Below are 16070 nucleotides of genomic sequence, written 5' to 3' on the forward strand. Positions count from 1 at the left end.
AACATCCCGCTTCGCGGGACGTCCCCGAAAACCAGGATCAACCTCTACAAGCCGACCGCACCGGGGTTGACGAAACAGATAGGGGCACCCCCCCCGACCACCGCACCGAGATGACCGTCCGCTTCGTGATCTGGGACCAGATCACCGGCGCCACCGCCCCGCCCACCGCAGCGTGACCCAGGCCCCCGCCCGACCCCCACACCTGACGCGCCCTCAACCGATCAACACCCCACCAACGTGACAACGCCCCCGGGACAGCTGAGCATCGACGACATGGGGTGAAGCAGAGCTCGCCCGGCACTCCCCGCCCGTTCGCCGGCGCATGTGCCGCAATCCACTCGTCACAGCACGGTCAAGACCAGCAACCCAATGGTCATGTCCGCGCATACGTGCGCGACGTACGGGGCTGCCATGCCCTCGCTGCGCCGCCGGACCAGGCCCAGGAGAAGCCCGTAGACACCTGCCAGCAGGGCGCCTGCAGCACCCGAGGGGAAGCCGGTGATGTGCAGCAGGCCGAACGAGACCGCTTGTACCGCGACCGCGGGCAGCGCGCCGATCAACGGCGTCAGCTCCGTCTGGAAGACGCCCCGGAAGACGGCTTCCTCGCAGAACGAGTTGATCAGAGAGAACGCCAGAATCCCGAGCAGCCCCACCAGCAGAGGCTTCTGCTGGAGTGACGTCAGATACGGTCCTCCCGAAGGATCTGTCAGCCACGCCCAGACGGTCAGTGCCGCCCCGCTAACCACCACCGTGGCCAGGGTGAGCCAGAGCACCTCCCTGTTGAAAACGCCCGGTCGTAGCCATTCCCGTTCCTGGTGAAATCGAGGGAGGAGGCCGCTTGCGAGAACGACGAGGGCAGCGACGCCCAGGGGAGCCGGCCACGTCCCGAGCCCTGTGACGAGGGTGATGCCGAGCACGAGGTCGGACGTGAGGACCACGCGCGCGGCCCGGGGGGAGCCAGTGCGTAAGGCGACTGCGGTGACCGCGGCGAGCACCGAGACGTACAGGACCAGCGGCAGGGGGTGGCTGCGCAGCCAGGGGACGACGATCGGCAGGCCGGTCAGGACGACCGCGATGACAGCCGCTACCGCGGCCGTCCGTGATCCGTCGGCGGGCCCCGAGGCGTATCCCGGCGCCGTGCCGGTCGTCGTCGTGCGTGTCATGGCGTCAAAGCCCCTTTTCCTTGCCGGCGGTCCTGGTGTGTTCCCGTCGGGCCCAGTGTGACCGATGCCGTCACGCGGAGGAGCGAACGTACTCGACACTCATGCACGCGAGCGCCCGTGAAGCCGCTCGCTCGGCCTCGTCGGCGGAGTTTCCGGTCGTGATCACGTAGGCGAGCCGATCCTTAAAGGAGTGCGTCAACTCGACCCGGTCCCCAGGGGAGACGTTGAATGAGGCCGCAACGAGACCGGGGACGTCGTCAGGGCCCGGCAGTTCGCCGACGGACGCCACGACCCCGGACTCCTGCCCCACAAGGAACCTGATGGCACCGTGCGCGCGGCTGCTGAGGCGGGCGGCGGCCTCGTTTCCCGAGGCACGTGCGATCACGGCGTCCACCAGGTCGAGTCCTCCCGCGTTCTGGATCATATGGGGGATCATGCCGCCGGCCAGCCGGGGGTTGACCTCGATCACGACGGGCCCCCGGGCAGACATGCGCAGCTCCGTGTGGGCCGCACCCCAGCCCAGCCCCAGCGCAGACAGCGCCCTCAGGACCGTGCCCGTCAACCGCTCGTGGTCGCCAGGTGCCAGCGGCGCCGGGAAATCGTGCCCCACTTCCACGAAGTGCGGGGCGGGCCCAAGGTGCTTGCGTACCACCGCGATCGCGTTCGGATCGAAGGTCTCCACCGAGTACTCGTCGCCGTCGACGTACTCCTCCACGAGGATCCGTCCCCGGTCGTTCGTTCCCGCTGCCGCGAAGAGACCGCCGCACCAGCGCTCGACCTCGGCCGCCGTCGTGCACAGCCGAACGCCGATCGATCCCGATCCGGACACTGGCTTGACGACGACGGGCAGCCCGAATGCCTCGGCGGTGCGGACGGCGGACGCCGTGTCGTTCACCTCGGCAAAACGGGGCACGTTCACGCCCGCATGGGCCAGCACGACGCGCTGCCGAGTCTTGTCTCGGCACTGCTCGACGGCTTGGGGATCGGGGGCCGAGAGGCCGAACTTCGCCGCCGCCGCGGCCGCGGTCGCGATGAAGTACTCCGAACTGGAGGTGACTCCGGCGAGTCCGGCTCCCTCTGCAAGCCGAGCGCAGGCGTCCAGGACGGCCGAGAGATCGGAGGTGTCGACCACTCGCGTGTCGACGCCGTCGAGGGCGATGTACGGGTAGCGGGCCGGGTCACGGGTGAGGACGACCGGCCGGTGGCCGCGGGCGCGGGACGGTCCGGTTGGGGTTGCGCTCGCCGATGCGGTTGAACACCAGCAGGACAGGCGGGTGCGTCTCATCACCGGACCAGGTGGCCGGAGCCGTCCAGCGGGTGCGCCACATCGGCCGCTCACGACCGTCGGTGTCCTTCACCTTCCGCTTGAAGAAGCGGGCGTACTTCTCCAGCTTGTCGGCGAGCTCCTCCGGCGTCTCGTGGCAGTTGTCGACCTCGATGAACAGCAGCGGAACCCCGTCCTGCGGAGCGGTGAGAACCAAGTCGGCCTGCGCGCCGCCCTTGCCGGGCGCGTTCCACGTGCCGGTGGCGGGCAGCGGGACCTCGGTCCAGTACGAGGCGATGGTGCCGATGCCGTCCGGTGCGTCGACGGCGGCCTGGGCGGCGGCCTGGACGTGCGGCAGGTCGTCCGCGAGCTTGGCCATGTTCGGCTTCGGGCGCAGCATCGCAATCACCGTCTCGTTGACGGACATCGGGTGGGAGGCCCCGCTGGAACCCGCGCCGCGTGCGGTGGAGCCCATCTCCGTCACCGGGCGCTGCAGCTCGTAGGAGGCGGCCTCCGCGCGAGGTCCACCTCCCGCCGGCCTGGCCGGACGCGGCTGCGTTCCTGCATGAGGCCGTGGGCTGGTTCGCCCTCGACCGCACCGAGGGCCAGCGCCCGGTTCAGGGTGTCGATCACCTTGGGCTTGCCCGCGCTGCCGGCGGAAGGCTTGCCCGGATCAGGTCCACAGACGCGACAACCAGCCGCCGACCTTCTGCTCGGGGACGCCCGACGTCCAGTCCAGGTGCGCACGGACGTGAACGACCACGTACGGATCGTCGACACCGAAGGTGGCTGCGGAGACGACCAGCAGGCCGCCATCGTCACCGTGGCCGATCACGCGAACGGATCGCACGGCTACCCGGCCGCAGCACGGCCCCAGCTGGGTCGATGACGACGGACGGCGGGGCCGTGCAGAGGACCCTGCGAGGCCCCGCTGCCATCGGACCAGCCATCGGCAAGGTCATGCCTCAGCGGCGGTACCAACAGCGAGGACCTCTCCGAAGCAGGGAATCGCCAGTGCGGCAACCATCCCGATCAGGGCGGACATGGAGAACGACGCGTTCCCCAGAAGTGCAGCAGAAAGGACCAGTCCAGCGAGGACCGCTCCGGCTCCCCACATGAAGGCCCGCTGCCACCCTCCTGTACGGCCGCCGACCACGGTTGCCGCGTGCGGCACCACAGCAAGGACTCCCAGAACAGCCAGGAGAACGGCGACGACGAAGGCGGCGAAGTCGTGCCAGGAGCGGTAGTGCACCAGGACGTATGTGAACAAGCACGCGAAAGTGAAGCCCGAGAGCAAGGTCCCGATGATGCCCACCGGACTGTTGATCGTGGCTGTCTCCTTTGCTTCCCATGCTGCGATGGCGCGCGATGCCGGCGACGGGCCGTCGTCTGAACTGGAGGCGTTCACTGCTGCCTTTCTCCTTCCGGTCGAAATCGTTGATCATCCGCAACACCGGGAGCGTAGAGCCGGCTGCCCGAACGGCAGGATCGTCTGTCCCAGCGCCACCCGTTCGAGTGCCACGAAGGTCTCAGGGTGCACGCAGTAACTCGCGCTGGCCTGTGATCAGAAACGTCTGATACGCCTGTTTCATCAAGGCACCGTCTTCCGCGAGAACATCCCACCAGTCGCTCGTGAGCGCGCCGAGGTCGCATTGCGGATCTTCATTGAGGGCCTCGGTCAAGTCCTCATTCCAGAACTTGACGGTCGCGACGAAGCGTTCGGCCTTTGCCCGCACTGCGCCGCCCACAGCATGAACAGAATCAGGGCCAAGGAGCGCCAGGTGGCTGCATGCTCCGATCAGAGCGATGAAGGTGCTCGTATAGGACTCCACCGTGTCCTCGCCGAGCGGTCGCCCGTCCTTGAGCTGGTCGCGGTACTGCACGCACTCCCTGTTGAAGAGGCTGTAGCAATCCATCACCTGTAGGTACGCCTTCTGCCGCTCTTGGCGCACCCACTGATCGCGGGCACCTTCCATCTGCAGACGGCTCTGTGCCAGGACGGCTGCGGCGTTGGTCTCCGCGCCGATCCGCGCACCGCGCACCGCCGCCATGCCGCCGACGACAGCACCGCCTACGGCGCTGATGAGGCCGACTCCTCCGGCAATGACCGCCGCCCACCCTTGATCCACGGATGCACGGTGGCATAGTGCCGAGCTGGTCATGACGATGTTTCAGAACCATGTCCGAATTCGTACTCCCCCTTGAGCGGCCAGGGCGCTCAAGGTGTGTCGCCGGACCAGTCCCATCGGTTCCGCTCGCCAGGGCGCGGGTCGTACAGGGTCCGGCCGCCGGCGCCGAACTGCCCGAGCTCAGTCGTCAGCGCGACACCGGTCTGGATCTCGTCCGCTGTCCAGCCGGTGATGTCGAGCAGCAGGCCGTCCAGCGGCCCGCCGACGAGTTCGGCGTAGGCCCGGTCGGGCAGCGGGCCCGGGTGGTCGTGGTCGGCGCCGTAAACCCGGCCGCGCAGCAACTCCTCATCCCTGTCCATGGGGCTCAGCCTTCCAGCCACCACCGACAGCCGGGGCCCGGTACGCACCCATCGCGCCTGCCCGCCGCCGGCGGCGCGGAGCTTGCCCAGGGTGTCCTTGGGCTTGCCCGCGCCGACCAGCGGCTTGCCCGGCTCAGCGGCGCAGGCGCGAGAGCCAGCCGGTGGTCTTCTGCTGGGGCACGGACTGGTCCTGCTCCGGCTCCTGACGCATCGTGCCCGACCAGGCTTGAACGTCGGTGACGTACTGCTGATCGCAGTCCCCGCACAGCGTCGGACGGGCCTCCATGGGAACGGTGCCCCAGCCGGTGCGCTCCACCGCCTGCCACCGCTCGTCCGTGAACGCCGCCTTGCACTCGGTGCAGCGGGGACGACGGGCGTAGCGCAGGAAGCGGTCCCGCTCCGCCCAGTCGGGAAGCGGCTCCGGGTGCTCTTGCCGGTCTTCGGCCTCATGGGCGTCGGCGACGGCCGCGCGCTTGCAGCTGTCGCACAGGTGCGGGTGGGAGTCCTTCGGGGTGCCCCAGTCCGTCGACTGTGCCGCCTCCCAGCGTTCGTCGGTGAACTTCGCCCCGCAGCCGGTGCAGACGGGACGCCGGGCCTCACGCTCGGCTGCCTTCTTCGCAGCCTGCTCCTGCGCTGCCCGCCGCACCTGTGCCTGGTACTGCTCCTGACGGGCCTTGGCCTCTTCCCGAGCGCGGGCTTCAGCCGCCTCACGACGGGGATTGCCGATCGCCTCCCGCAGGGGCTGCATCTGGTCGCGGCCGAAGCGGAGGAACACCGGTCCCTCCGGGCCGTGCTCGCGCAGGTTCTTCAGGCCGGTCGCGATGATCGGGATCTTCCCGTCGTAGTCGCGGAAGCCCTTGTGCCGCTGCCCCTGCCACAGATGACGGGTCAGTTCTTGCAGGCGCGGGACGGTGCGATTGGGGTTGCGCTCGCCGATGCGGTTGAACACCAGCAGGACGGGCGGGAACGTCGCGTCGCCGGACCAGGTGTCCGGAGCGCGCCAGCGGGTGCGCCACATTGGACGCTCCTTGCCATCGGTGTCCTTCACCTTCCGCAGGAAGAACCGGACGTACTTCTCCAGCTTGTCGGCGAGCTCCTCAGCGGTCTCGTGGCAGTTGTCGACCTCGATGAACAACAGGGGCACCTGGTCCTGCGGCGCGGTGAGCACGAGGTCGGCCTGGGCGCCGCCCTTGCCGGGCGCGTTCCAGGTGCCGGTGGCGGGCAGCGACACCTCGGTCCAGTACGAGGCGATGGTGCCGATCCCGGCCGGCGCGTCGACGGCGGCCTGGGCGGCGGCCTGGACGTGCGGCAGGTCGTCGGCAAGCCTGGCCATGTTCGGCTTCGGGCGCAGCATCGCGATCACGGTCTCGTTGACGGCCATCGGGTGGGAGGCGCCGCTGGAGCCCGCGCCGCGTGCGGTGGAGCCCATCTCCGTCACCGGGCGCCGCAGCTCGTAGGAGGCGGCCTCCAGTCCCTTGGGGGTCAGGTTCCGCAGCCTGTCCCCCGTCTCGGTGGAGCCGCCGTTCTCCGCGAGGCCGTGCTTGCGCATGTCGGAGAGCGCGCCGGTGTGCGAGGCGGTGCGGGCTTGCTTCTGCTTCGACGGGGTTTCCTTGTCGGCGTGCCGGAAGGTCAGGTGGGGAGCGCCGATCCGCTGGATCTGATCAGCCGTGGCCACCTTCAGCGCTCCGAGCACGCGCAGCACGTCGCCGCGGTAGCTGTTCGTCGATCCCGCCGGGTTGTTCTTCCGCTTCCCCGCCATCAGCTCTGCTCCCTCGTGGCTCGTGTCCGGCCGTCGGCCGACCGGCGCTGCTGGCCGTGCCCGGCCTGGGAGGGTGTCCGGGCCCCCCGGGACCCGATGCTCTCCTCCACTACGGACATATAGAGGAGAGAAGAGGGTTGTGACGGCGCAGTTTTCGCGCTGATTACGGCCCTGACTAGGGGTTTTCCTCCGGACCGGGGTGCCGGGCTCCAAAGGGGGTTCCCGAGGGGCCTTTGAAGTGGGCACCCAGGGAGCCCCCTTGGGCTTGCCCGCCACGGGCCGGCCTTCCGATGTGATCGGCCCGAGCGGTGCCGCTGCCCGGCCCTCGGGTGAGTGCTCGTCATCCTTCTCGTCTCCTTCGCTGCCCCGGCCGGGGCCATCGTCGCGAAGGAGCAGCGTGCAGCCGACCCCCTTGACTGCGGTCTAACCGCGGCCGGTAGCGGACGTGGTCAAGGAGAAACGTGGCCGTGGGCGGGGCGGTAGCAGACTTGGGCAAGGGGTCATGGTCGCGTTCGTGGTAGGGCCGACCAAGGTGGTCAAGGGGGCCTGGCGCGCACCCGGTGCACCTGACCGCTGTGTAGTGGGCCTCCGCCAACCTGAAACCGCAGGTCAAAGTGCTGGTGTGACCGACTCTCGCGGTGCTCACGCTGCTCGTGGGCGGGAGTCCATGGAGAAGATCGTCTGACAGAGGTCGGGATTGTCTCCGAAACGGAGGTCAGTCCGGTGCGGCGCTCTGGCCTGTGCACCTGGGCTGGAAGGCACAGCCCGTCCTGCTGGCCAGCGCATGACATCCTGGCCCAGTGCTCCTGAACGATCTCGCCAGCAGTGTCGACCTCTGCCCAGTGCGCTATCAGTTCGCCACGGTCCGGGGCGACTCGCACGACGACAACTGGCTGGTCATTGATGGCACAGTGACGACTCCCGAGGGAAGCTGGTCCTTCGCCGATCCGTGTTTGCTCACCGATGAAGCTCACCAGGTGGCCGCGTGGCTGCGCGCGGTGGCCGCGGGGACGGTGGCCGTGACCGAACCTGATGCCGAAGGTGAGCTGTCGCCGGACACGTGGTTCATCGAGCCGGTCGTGGCTTTCAGCCTCGCCGATCGAAGCGAGGGTTGGACCGCGGTGATTCGCGTTCATCTGTCCTTGGAGGCGGCACCCCCGTGGCACCAGGGTGATGACGGGGCTGACATCTACCAGTACGTCGTGGAGGTCAGGATGGACGCCGCGGCGCTGCTTCACGCGGCTGACCAGTGGGACCTCTCTCTGGCTTCCTTCCCGCCCCGCTGATCACCGTTCATGTGCGACAACCCGACTCACGTTTTCGCGAGATTCATCTCAACCGGGGCAGCCACCTGACACTCCCAGTACAACCGATTCCCACTCGCAGCGGCCGGGCGGTCTTCTACGATCCCGTACATGCTGGATCCCGAGTTGCTGGAACGGATCACCGCGCGCCGTGCGGAACTGGACGAACTCGAAGAACAGCTGGCCAAGGAGCTGGCGGAGGTGCGGGCCGAGCGAGACGAACTCGCCGTCGCCGAACGTGTTTTTGAGCGGCTGAGTGAGCAGCTCGCCGACGAACGCGCCTCGGCCGCCCCGGTGCCCGGGCAGGTGGGCGGCCGGGCGGTGATGCTGGTCCCGCACCGCGAGCCGGGCGTCAGGAGACCATGCTTCCGCCGGACTGCCGGCGCATCCTCGCTGCCGTGCGGCAGGCTGCCGGGCCGGTCATGGCCCGCGAGGTCGGCGAGATGCTGGGAGTGGACATCAGCGTGCGGAGCAAGCTGGAACCGCTGCGGGGGAGGCTGGTCAGGCTGACCGCTCGCGGCTGGCTGCGGAAAACGCCGGATGGTCGGTTCACCACCCGCCTGCGAGTAGGAACGACCCCGCTCGGGGTAGGGCGGCGCGAGCGTAACCGGGTTACCCCCGGCGGCCGTTGGAATTGTGTGACGAATACCGAAGAACGCGCCGAGGACACCTGCCCGCTTGTCTACCAGTGCCGTCTGCCGCTGTCCACGCGCACCGTCAACCACCTCGCCGATCTGCTGCGGCGTCACCTGAGGGCGATTCGGTCCCGATGGCGGATCCTGCCGCCGGGGAAGATCGCGGTGATCGTCCTGGCCGTACTGCGCCACGACCAGCGCCTGGCCGACATGGCCGGCGGCAACAACGTGTCCGGGTCCACCGTCCGCCGCTGGCGCGACGAGCTGATCGAACTGCTCGCCGCCCAGGCACCGCGCCTGGACCGCGCCCTGAAGAGGATCGCCAAGCAGGGCGGGGATGTGGTCCTGATCGACGGCACCCTCATCCGCACCCAGCGCCGCACCGGCAAGGCCGACCGGCGGAACTACTCCGGCAAGCACCGCAGCCACGGCCTGCACTTCCTCGCCCTGACCGACGAGAAGGGGCGCCTGATCTGGATATCCGCCGCCCGGCCCGGCCGCACCCACGACAACACCGCCGCCCGCCACGACCACATCCTGACCCACCTGCGCGCCGCCGGCCTCGGAGCGTTGGCCAACCTCGGTTTCCGCGGCCTGGACAACGACATCCTCGACCCCGTGATCGTCACCGGCTACACCGCCAGCCGCACCCACAAGCTCACCCCAGGCGAGAAGGAAGCCAACCGCGTCCTCGCCGTGGGACGTGCACCGGTCGAGCACGGCTTCGCCCACCTCAAGAACTGGCGGATCCTCACCAAGCTCCGTACCGATCCCGCCTGGGCCACACAGCTCCTGCGCGCTCTGCTCGTCCTGACGAACCTCGAAGTCAACCGCTGACGAATGATCTTCTCCGCGGACTCACGCCCACGACCAGCACGAGCACCCGAGAACCGATCACACCAGCCCTTTGACCTGGGACTTCAGGTTGGCGGAAGCTGAGTGGAGTCCACCCGATGTCGCGGTGGAGCCCACTCCCACCCGGTGCGCTCCGCGGTGGACTCCACTCCCATCGGTGGATCCCCACGGTGGGCCCCACTCTCCCGGCGCCACGCGGTCCACCGCGCCCACCGTGTGGAGCGCACCGAGTGGACCGCCCGATCCGCACCACCGTGATCTCCACTCCCCTCCGTGCACGGCGCACGGTGGAGTCCACCGTGTCCACTCATCCCCGGCGGCGGCCCCGCGCGGTGCGCCACGGGCCCCCGCCTGGAAGAGATCCGCGACAACCTCAAGAGAGGATCGCCGAAGCCGAACGCTAAGGATGGTTCGGCGAAGTCGAAGGCCTGTCCACCAGCCTCGCCGCCGCCGAGGACAAGATCGCCCAGATCGAAGCCCAGCAGGAGAAGAAGCAGTCCCCCGTCTTCCTGTGCCTGCCCAACCTCGCCCAGCTCACCGCCCGCACCAGCGAAGCCACCGAGTAACGAGCTCGCATGGGCTGTCCCGCCATGTTCTCGTTACCAGCAGAGTCGTGGATCCTGTTCATGCTCGGGGGAATGCAGCGATAGCGTCTCTGCGTCCGGTCCGTCCGTTCGTTGTAGGTGTCCCGGCCGGGGACTGTCGCCCCACCACGGCGGTGGCGGGGTGTAGACCCGCTGTATGCGCGGAATCGACACCTCGGCCAGCACCCCATCATGGAACATCCACAGCCCGAAGCAATCGTCGTCTTCGTCGTGGAGCATGACCTGCACGCACTCCGGGTTGTTCCACGGCAGCGCCTCCAGGTCCGCGAGGACCCCGCGGCGCTGGCTCTCGCGGAAGAACTCGAGATACCACCCGCCGACGAACCAGTCCGGTATCCGCTCAAAACAGCCGCGCCAAGTACGCGTCTCGTCGACCCGCGTCAGCGGCTCCATCACCTCGTCCTCGTACCGTGCAAGGACCAGCACCTGCGCCATTCTGCTCATGAGGGCATGTCATCCCGCAGAACGGTCGAGTGGCAAGTTCGTTTCGGCGCACGGCTTGCGACTCACGCGTCCAACACGATCACGGACCATCACGGGGCAGCTCATAGCCACCGCCGGTGCTTCGTGGACACCCACCGGGGCATTCCGGCCGCTTGGTTGACTCTTTGTTCAGAGAAGGCACCCCACACGTCATCTGGCGCCGCATCGGCACCCACGACATCCTCACCGGGTCCTGAGACGAGCGGGGTGAGGTTCTTCTGCGAGCGTATCCACGTCGCAGGATCGGTCGGCGCGGCCTTTCAACTGCTCCGGCATCACAGCCTGCTGGAAGCGTGAACGTGGACAGCGGCGGCCCGATGCATCGAGGTGAGCCAGGCGACCCGGAACGCATACTCAAGGTATGCGCCGCGGCCGCCGCCATCGACGAACTCGACCAAGCCCTCCATTCCTGAGGCGGTCAGGAACGTTTTGGACGACAACACCTTGCCGGGCCCGACGGAGCGCGGCGGGCCCTGGAGTGTGCGCCGCTCCAGGGCCTGCCGTCTTCCTTTTCTACTTGTACCAGTAGCGGACGCCGCCGTGTCCGCTGCAGGTGCCGCGGAACGTCTTCGAGTAGCTGTAGGTTCCGTCCTTGCACTGGGCCGTCGCGCCGGCCGGGTGCGGGCTGCCGGCCCTGCACGTGCCGGTGGTGTGGGGTGCGCACCCGGCGGTCGCCTCGGCCTGGGCGGCTGGGACGAGGAACGCGGCGGCGAGAGCAAGCGCCGTGATGGTGCTGCGGAGGATGCTGTTTTGGCGGGCCGGTGCGGTGATGGTGTGGATCACAATGCGCCTCTCTGTCTGGTTCGAACTCCCGGCCGCGGTACGGGAAGCGCAGGCTGGGTTCGCCGCAGGGACAGCGGCCGGGCGGGGTGACCATTTCCCCCTGTCCCTGCGGCGGGTCGGGGCCGGACGTCACCGTCCGGCGCTCAGGCGGTCTCCCGGGCCGTGTTCCTGCTCGGTCGCCGGGTACTTCGCCTGAAAGGGTCAGGTGTTGCAGGTATCGAGCATCTGGGACAGGGCGTCGACCTCGCTCTGGTTGGCGGTGAGGGCGTAGTCGGACTTCACGCTGATCCAGGCGCGGCTGTAGGTGCAGTGATACGACTCCAGCGGCGGCCGCCAGTTCCCCGGGTCCTTGTCGCCCTTCGACCGGTTGCTGCCCGCCGACACCGCGATCAGCTGCGAACTGGTCAGGTCGTTCGCGAAGGCACGCCGCTTGTTGGTGGTCCACTCGGAAGCCCCGGAGCGCCAGGCTTCCTTGAGCGGGACGATGTGGTCGATGTCGATGCCAGAGGCCGAAGTGATGGTCCGCCCGTCGTACTCCGAGTACCAGGTCCCGCTGGTCGCGCGACACTGGTCGTCCTGGACGACGTCCTGGCCGTCGCGCTGGAGCACGACCTCGCGGGTGTCGCAGGTTCCGTACTGGGTGATCCAGTGCGGGAACTTGGAACGGCTGTAGTCAGGGACGTCGTTCTCGTCGGCCACGACGAGGCCCCTCAGCAGCTCGCGGGCCTTCACGGCATCAGGCGGTTCCGGGAGTTCTCGAATGGCTGGGGCCTGTCCAGCAGAGGCGTGGGGGTGAGGGGTGACCGCGATGGCCGTGGTGGGGGCGGTGAGCGCGACTCCGGCAAGGGCCGAGACTGCCGCGAGAAGTGCCGTATGACGATGCAGGTGTTCAAGCATGGGCCTCATGCTTCAGAGAGCCTGCAGGACAAATCCCTGTTTCCCGCCGAGGATCACCCGATCGTGCAGTGGCGCGCAAGGGGCACTGTCGAGTCGGCGAACGGATCGTCGGCGAGGGCCAGGAGGAGTAACACGCACGGGATACGGACTCGCTGCGGCCTACATGCAGGCGTGCCGCCTCGGAGGTCGGGGAAAGCGCTGTGCTGCCGGACTACCCTCTTTCGGCCGACGGCCCCAGTGTCTTGCGCAGCGCCCGGTTGATCCGGGGGGTCGCGGCCGGGGACGTAGGGAGCGCCCAGGGCACATCCGCAGTGGGCGTAGAGCGCGAGCGCAACGCGGTGCCGGGCCGAGGAGGTGGCCGGGTCGAAGGGGCCATGAGGCCGACCGCATTCGGTGGCTCAGCGGGCGCCGAGGTCGTGAGCCATCTGCTCTGCCTCCTGCTTGGTGAACGCGCCGGAGATGTCGATGCGCCCGCCGCTGATTGCGCCGTACGCCGCAGGAGGTGGGGACGTACCTGTTGAGCTGAGTCAGGCCGGTGCCGCGGAGGCTCGGCGTGACGGAGCTGACCGTGGACGCGAGTTGCCGCAGTGCAGGCGGACAGCAGCTCGCCGTGCCCCAGGTTCTCGATTCCACCATCACCGCCGAGCGGGCTCTGGTGCGATCCGGAAAACCGGTGGCCGCGGCTGACTCGCGGTCATGTCCGCGCGCCTGAATCCGTTCGTGGCCGACAAGGGGCGGCCTCCGCTCCCTACGGCCCGACGCTTCAGGCGGGACTCCACCAGCCTGTGCCGACGTCCTTCCGCCCGGCTTCGCCGATACCCAGGACCGCGAGCAAAGGCTCGCCCCATGTTGCCCATCGCTGTAGTCGCGAGCAGTCCAGGAGGCCGATGTCGTGATTGCGCGCGAAGTCGGAGGCAGGCTTTGTGAAGGTGCCGTTGGTAACAGCAACGACTATGTCAGCCATGTGCTCCGGACGGGCGGTCCCGTTGAGCGTCTGCATGTCAGGCGATCCGACCTTGCCGCGGCCGCCCTGCCGGTGCTTGCACTGGAGAACCACCCGACGGCCGTCGGGCGCCGTCGTGATCACGTCTGCTCCCAGGTCCCGTGAGCCTCCGCCGCTTCGGAGAATTGTGTGACCGTCGCGCCTTGCAAGGGCCGCCACCGTCTGCTCGAACGTCGCCGGTGACATGGTGTGGATGTCTTCTAGTACTCCAGTGTGGTTTCGTGATCTATCCAGCGGGTTCGTCGGTGGTTCGTCGTCGGTAGTGGTTGTGTCGGGCTGTTGACTGGTGGCGCCAGCGCCAGTTGGACCAGTGCAGCAGCCTGGCCGCGGTCACGACTGGTGGGATGAAGACGGCGGCGAGTAGGTGGCGGATCTCCGGAAGCCCAACTCCGCCTCCATCGCTTGCTGTCGATCACACTATCGGCGAGCATGCCATCGGGCACTGGCAAGCGGTCCGGACCCGTCCTCGGACCGGACCGCTCACCGCGTGCTACTCCTCGCTAGGCCGCTTGGCCCGCCGGATGGAAGTTGATGCGTTCGCTGACCACGGGGAAGCCGGCTTTGGCGAAGTTCGCGGCCATGGGGAAGTTGCCCTGGTCGGTTCCTCCGCTGATGAACTCCGCGCTCTGTTCGACGAGGAAGTGGGTGCACTCCGCAAGGAGGTCGTAGGCGTAGCCGTGACCACGCTGTTCCGGGACGACTCCGATGAAGCCGATGGTCGGGCCGGAGGGGTTGTGGGCCGGGATGTGGATGCCGGCCAGGTCGCCCTCCGGCGTGTGCGCGATCTGCCACCACTCCCGTGGGGAGGGGCACCAGTGGAAGAAGTCGAGTTCCTCCTGGGCGGCCTGGTCGAGGCCGCCCTCCTTGATGGCCGTGAGCGCGTGGGCGTCCAGGGTGACGGAGTGGATGCGGCGCAATGCGTCGAAGAACACGGTGTCGTCGGGTTCGGCGCTGAAGCGCAGGCGTCCGGGCCGCTCGGGCAGACCTCGCTCCGGGGTCCAGCGGTACAGGAAGCGTTCCACCAGGAGTTCGTACCCGGCGGCTCGTGCGGCGGCGAAGCGTGTCTCGGCGGCGGGGCGCAGGTCGGGCTTGTCCCGCCAGCCGCCCGGCAGGTTGATCTCAAGTTCGACCTGCCAGGGGGCGGAGCGCAGGAGCTCGGCCCCCGCCTCCTCCTCGCCCTCGGCCACGTCGAACCAGTTGATGTTGACGGGCTCCGAGTCGTCGGGGCCGCCCCACCACGCGCCGCGTGCGACGACCTCGCCATCGCGCAGGGCGACGCGCTTCCAGTCGGGGCGGAACCGGGTACGCCGATGGCCTTCACGGGCGCCCAGTGGGTCGGGCAGTGCGTCGAAGAGATGAGCGTCGCTCGCGGAGAGCGCGCGGATGACCGGATCGGTCATGGATTCCTCCGGGATACAGGCTGCTTGGAGCGCTCCCGGTCAGAACTGACAAACCACGCCGGGATAGCGGAAGAGGGAGCGCTGGAAAGGTGTGAACTGCACGGCACTCGCCTCCTTCCGTCCATCTCAGGGCGTGAAGCCACACAATACGTGAACTTCCGCTGGTCCGTCCACGGTTTCGTGATCTATCCAGCGGGTTCGCCGACGGTTCGTCGTCGGTAGTGGCTGTGTCGGGCTGTTGACTGGTGGCGCCGGCGCCAGTTGGACCAGTGCAGCAGCCTGGCCGCGGTCACGACTGGTGGGATGAAGACGGCGGCGAGTAGGTGGCGAATCTCCGGGACGGTCAGCGTGATCGGATCGCGGCTGCGGACGAAGTGGTGTGTATCTGCGGGCGGTTGGGGGGTTGCGTCGGCGGCGAGGGCGGTCAGGAAGGCCAGGGCAAGCATGGCGAGCGTGATGTGCCGGTGCCATGAGGTCCAGTGCCTCACCTGATAGTGATCCAGACCGACCTGGCCCTTGGCGGCCTGGAAGCACTCCTCCACGCTCCAACGGACACCGGCGACGCGGACCAGTTCGCACAGGGGCACTTCGGTGGGCGACCAGCACAGATAGAAGGCGAGTTCGCCGGTGGACCGATTGCGGCGGATCAGCAGGTGGCGGTGGCCGTCGGTGCCGACGTGGATCCAGGCCCAGTCGTAGTACCGCGGCCCCTTCGCGCCGTTGCCGGCGCTCCGCCGCTGCCAGGCCGCGGCGGGCAGGCGGCCGGCGACGGTATCGGCGCGGACGGCAGTGCGGCCATGATTGATCCTCACCCGCATCGAGCAGGCGACGGCCATCACGTAGCCGGTGCCACGTGCCTCAAGGGCGGCGCGCAGCTGCGGGTCCTGGCCGTAGGCTTCATCGCCGGTCACCCAGGACGCGGCGATCCCGGCGTCCAGCGCGGCAGCGATCATCTCCGAGGCCAGACGGGGCTTGGTGGCGAACTGCACCGTCTCGGGTATCCCGGCCGCGTCACGGCGTTCGGGATCATCGGACCAGGAGTGTTCGGGGAGATAGAGCCGTCGGTCGATCAGGGCCCGTCCCCGCCTGGTGGCCAGGGCGAGGAACACGCCGACCTGGGCGTTCTCGATGCGCCCCGCGGTGCCGGTGTACTGCCTCTGCACTCCTGCCGAGGACCGGCCCTTCTTCAGGAAGCCGGTCTCGTCCACGATCAGGACACCGTCGTCGGCGCCGAGGTGTTCGGCGGCGTAGGCACGCAGGTCGTCACGGACGGCATCCGCGTCCCAGCGGGCGTAGCGCAGCAGACGCTGCATCGGCCCAGGCCGGGCGAGGCCGGCCTGTTCGGCCAGCTGGTGAGGTCGACTCGGGGCGCCCTGCTGGTGTTTCCACCAGTGGGTTTCCCCGAGCCGCCTCCCGAACCGGACGTGCCCG

17 protein-coding genes are annotated in these 16070 nt (G+C 68.5%); 3 read left to right on the plus strand and 14 right to left on the minus strand.

The features are described 5' to 3' along the window. Positions 1–341: 341 nt before the first annotated feature. The 8 genes from ACFYXM_RS35980 to ACFYXM_RS36015 form a co-directional block, all read right to left on the minus strand. Positions 342–1163: a CPBP family intramembrane glutamic endopeptidase gene (locus ACFYXM_RS35980; RefSeq protein ID WP_389295931.1), complete on the minus strand. Its 822-nt coding sequence runs from the start codon at positions 1161–1163 to the stop codon at positions 342–344. Positions 1164–1233: 70 nt separating this feature from the next. Beyond that, positions 1234–2448 (minus strand): ATP-grasp domain-containing protein, encoded by a 1215-nt coding sequence (locus ACFYXM_RS35985; RefSeq protein ID WP_389295932.1) that lies wholly within the window; start codon positions 2446–2448, stop codon positions 1234–1236. Continuing rightward, on the minus strand, positions 2342–2902 hold the full coding sequence (locus ACFYXM_RS35990; protein ID WP_389295934.1) for a replication-relaxation family protein: 561 nt from the start codon (positions 2900–2902) through the stop codon (positions 2342–2344). Before ACFYXM_RS35990 ends, ACFYXM_RS35985 begins: the two co-directional genes overlap by 107 nt. 198 nt (positions 2903–3100) lie before the next feature. Next, the gene (locus ACFYXM_RS35995; RefSeq protein WP_389295936.1) at positions 3101–3262 is read right to left on the minus strand and encodes a hypothetical protein; all 162 of its coding nucleotides are present in this window, start codon (positions 3260–3262) and stop codon (positions 3101–3103) included. A gap of 123 nt (positions 3263–3385) precedes the next feature. Then, positions 3386–3835, minus strand: coding sequence for a hypothetical protein (locus tag ACFYXM_RS36000; protein ID WP_389295937.1), 450 nt, complete (start codon positions 3833–3835; stop codon positions 3386–3388). Between the two features lie 121 nt (positions 3836–3956). Beyond that, the gene (locus tag ACFYXM_RS36005) at positions 3957–4556 is read right to left on the minus strand and encodes a hypothetical protein (RefSeq protein WP_389295939.1); all 600 of its coding nucleotides are present in this window, start codon (positions 4554–4556) and stop codon (positions 3957–3959) included. 89 nt (positions 4557–4645) lie between these two features. Next, positions 4646–4915 carry a hypothetical protein gene (locus tag ACFYXM_RS36010; RefSeq protein WP_389295941.1) on the minus strand — a complete coding sequence of 90 codons (270 nt, stop codon included), beginning with the start codon at positions 4913–4915 and terminating at the stop codon, positions 4646–4648. Between the two features lie 133 nt (positions 4916–5048). Further along, entirely contained in the window at positions 5049–6674 is a 1626-nt protein-coding gene (locus ACFYXM_RS36015) for a replication-relaxation family protein (protein ID WP_389295943.1), read from the minus strand. Positions 6675–7474: 800 nt separating this feature from the next. On the opposite strand from ACFYXM_RS36015, the gene ACFYXM_RS36020 reads away from it, so the two are divergent. The 3 genes from ACFYXM_RS36020 (at position 7475) to ACFYXM_RS36030 (ending at position 9450) form a co-directional block, all read left to right on the plus strand. After that, entirely contained in the window at positions 7475–7960 is a 486-nt protein-coding gene (locus ACFYXM_RS36020) for a hypothetical protein (protein WP_389295946.1), read from the plus strand. 129 nt (positions 7961–8089) lie between these two features. Then, a complete protein-coding gene (locus ACFYXM_RS36025) occupies positions 8090–8488 on the plus strand; it encodes a hypothetical protein (RefSeq protein ID WP_389295948.1) in 399 nt (132 codons plus the stop codon). A gap of 128 nt (positions 8489–8616) precedes the next feature. Next, positions 8617–9450: a transposase family protein gene (locus ACFYXM_RS36030; RefSeq protein ID WP_389295950.1), complete on the plus strand. Its 834-nt coding sequence runs from the start codon at positions 8617–8619 to the stop codon at positions 9448–9450. 617 nt (positions 9451–10067) lie between these two features. On the opposite strand, the gene ACFYXM_RS36035 is transcribed toward ACFYXM_RS36030, so the two are convergent. From ACFYXM_RS36035 to ACFYXM_RS36060, 6 genes are all read right to left on the minus strand, one after another. Continuing rightward, a complete protein-coding gene (locus tag ACFYXM_RS36035; RefSeq protein WP_389295952.1) occupies positions 10068–10517 on the minus strand; it encodes a hypothetical protein in 450 nt (149 codons plus the stop codon). Between the two features lie 552 nt (positions 10518–11069). After that, a complete protein-coding gene (locus ACFYXM_RS36040) occupies positions 11070–11339 on the minus strand; it encodes a DUF3761 domain-containing protein (protein WP_389295954.1) in 270 nt (89 codons plus the stop codon). Between the two features lie 201 nt (positions 11340–11540). Continuing rightward, a complete protein-coding gene (locus ACFYXM_RS36045) occupies positions 11541–12236 on the minus strand; it encodes an HNH endonuclease family protein (RefSeq protein ID WP_389295956.1) in 696 nt (231 codons plus the stop codon). A gap of 763 nt (positions 12237–12999) precedes the next feature. Next, positions 13000–13425, minus strand: a complete 426-nt coding sequence (locus ACFYXM_RS36050) for a restriction endonuclease (protein WP_389295958.1) — start codon at positions 13423–13425, stop codon at positions 13000–13002. Between the two features lie 314 nt (positions 13426–13739). Then, a complete protein-coding gene (locus ACFYXM_RS36055) occupies positions 13740–14639 on the minus strand; it encodes a GNAT family N-acetyltransferase (RefSeq protein ID WP_389295960.1) in 900 nt (299 codons plus the stop codon). 185 nt (positions 14640–14824) lie between these two features. Next, positions 14825–16070, minus strand: a 1246-nt coding sequence (locus ACFYXM_RS36060) for an IS701 family transposase (RefSeq protein ID WP_389295962.1), incomplete at its 5' end; no start/stop codon positions are given.

Origin of the sequence: Streptomyces sp. NPDC002476, assembly GCF_042889785.1 — a bacterium.
GTDB lineage: Bacteria > Actinomycetota > Actinomycetes > Streptomycetales > Streptomycetaceae > Streptomyces.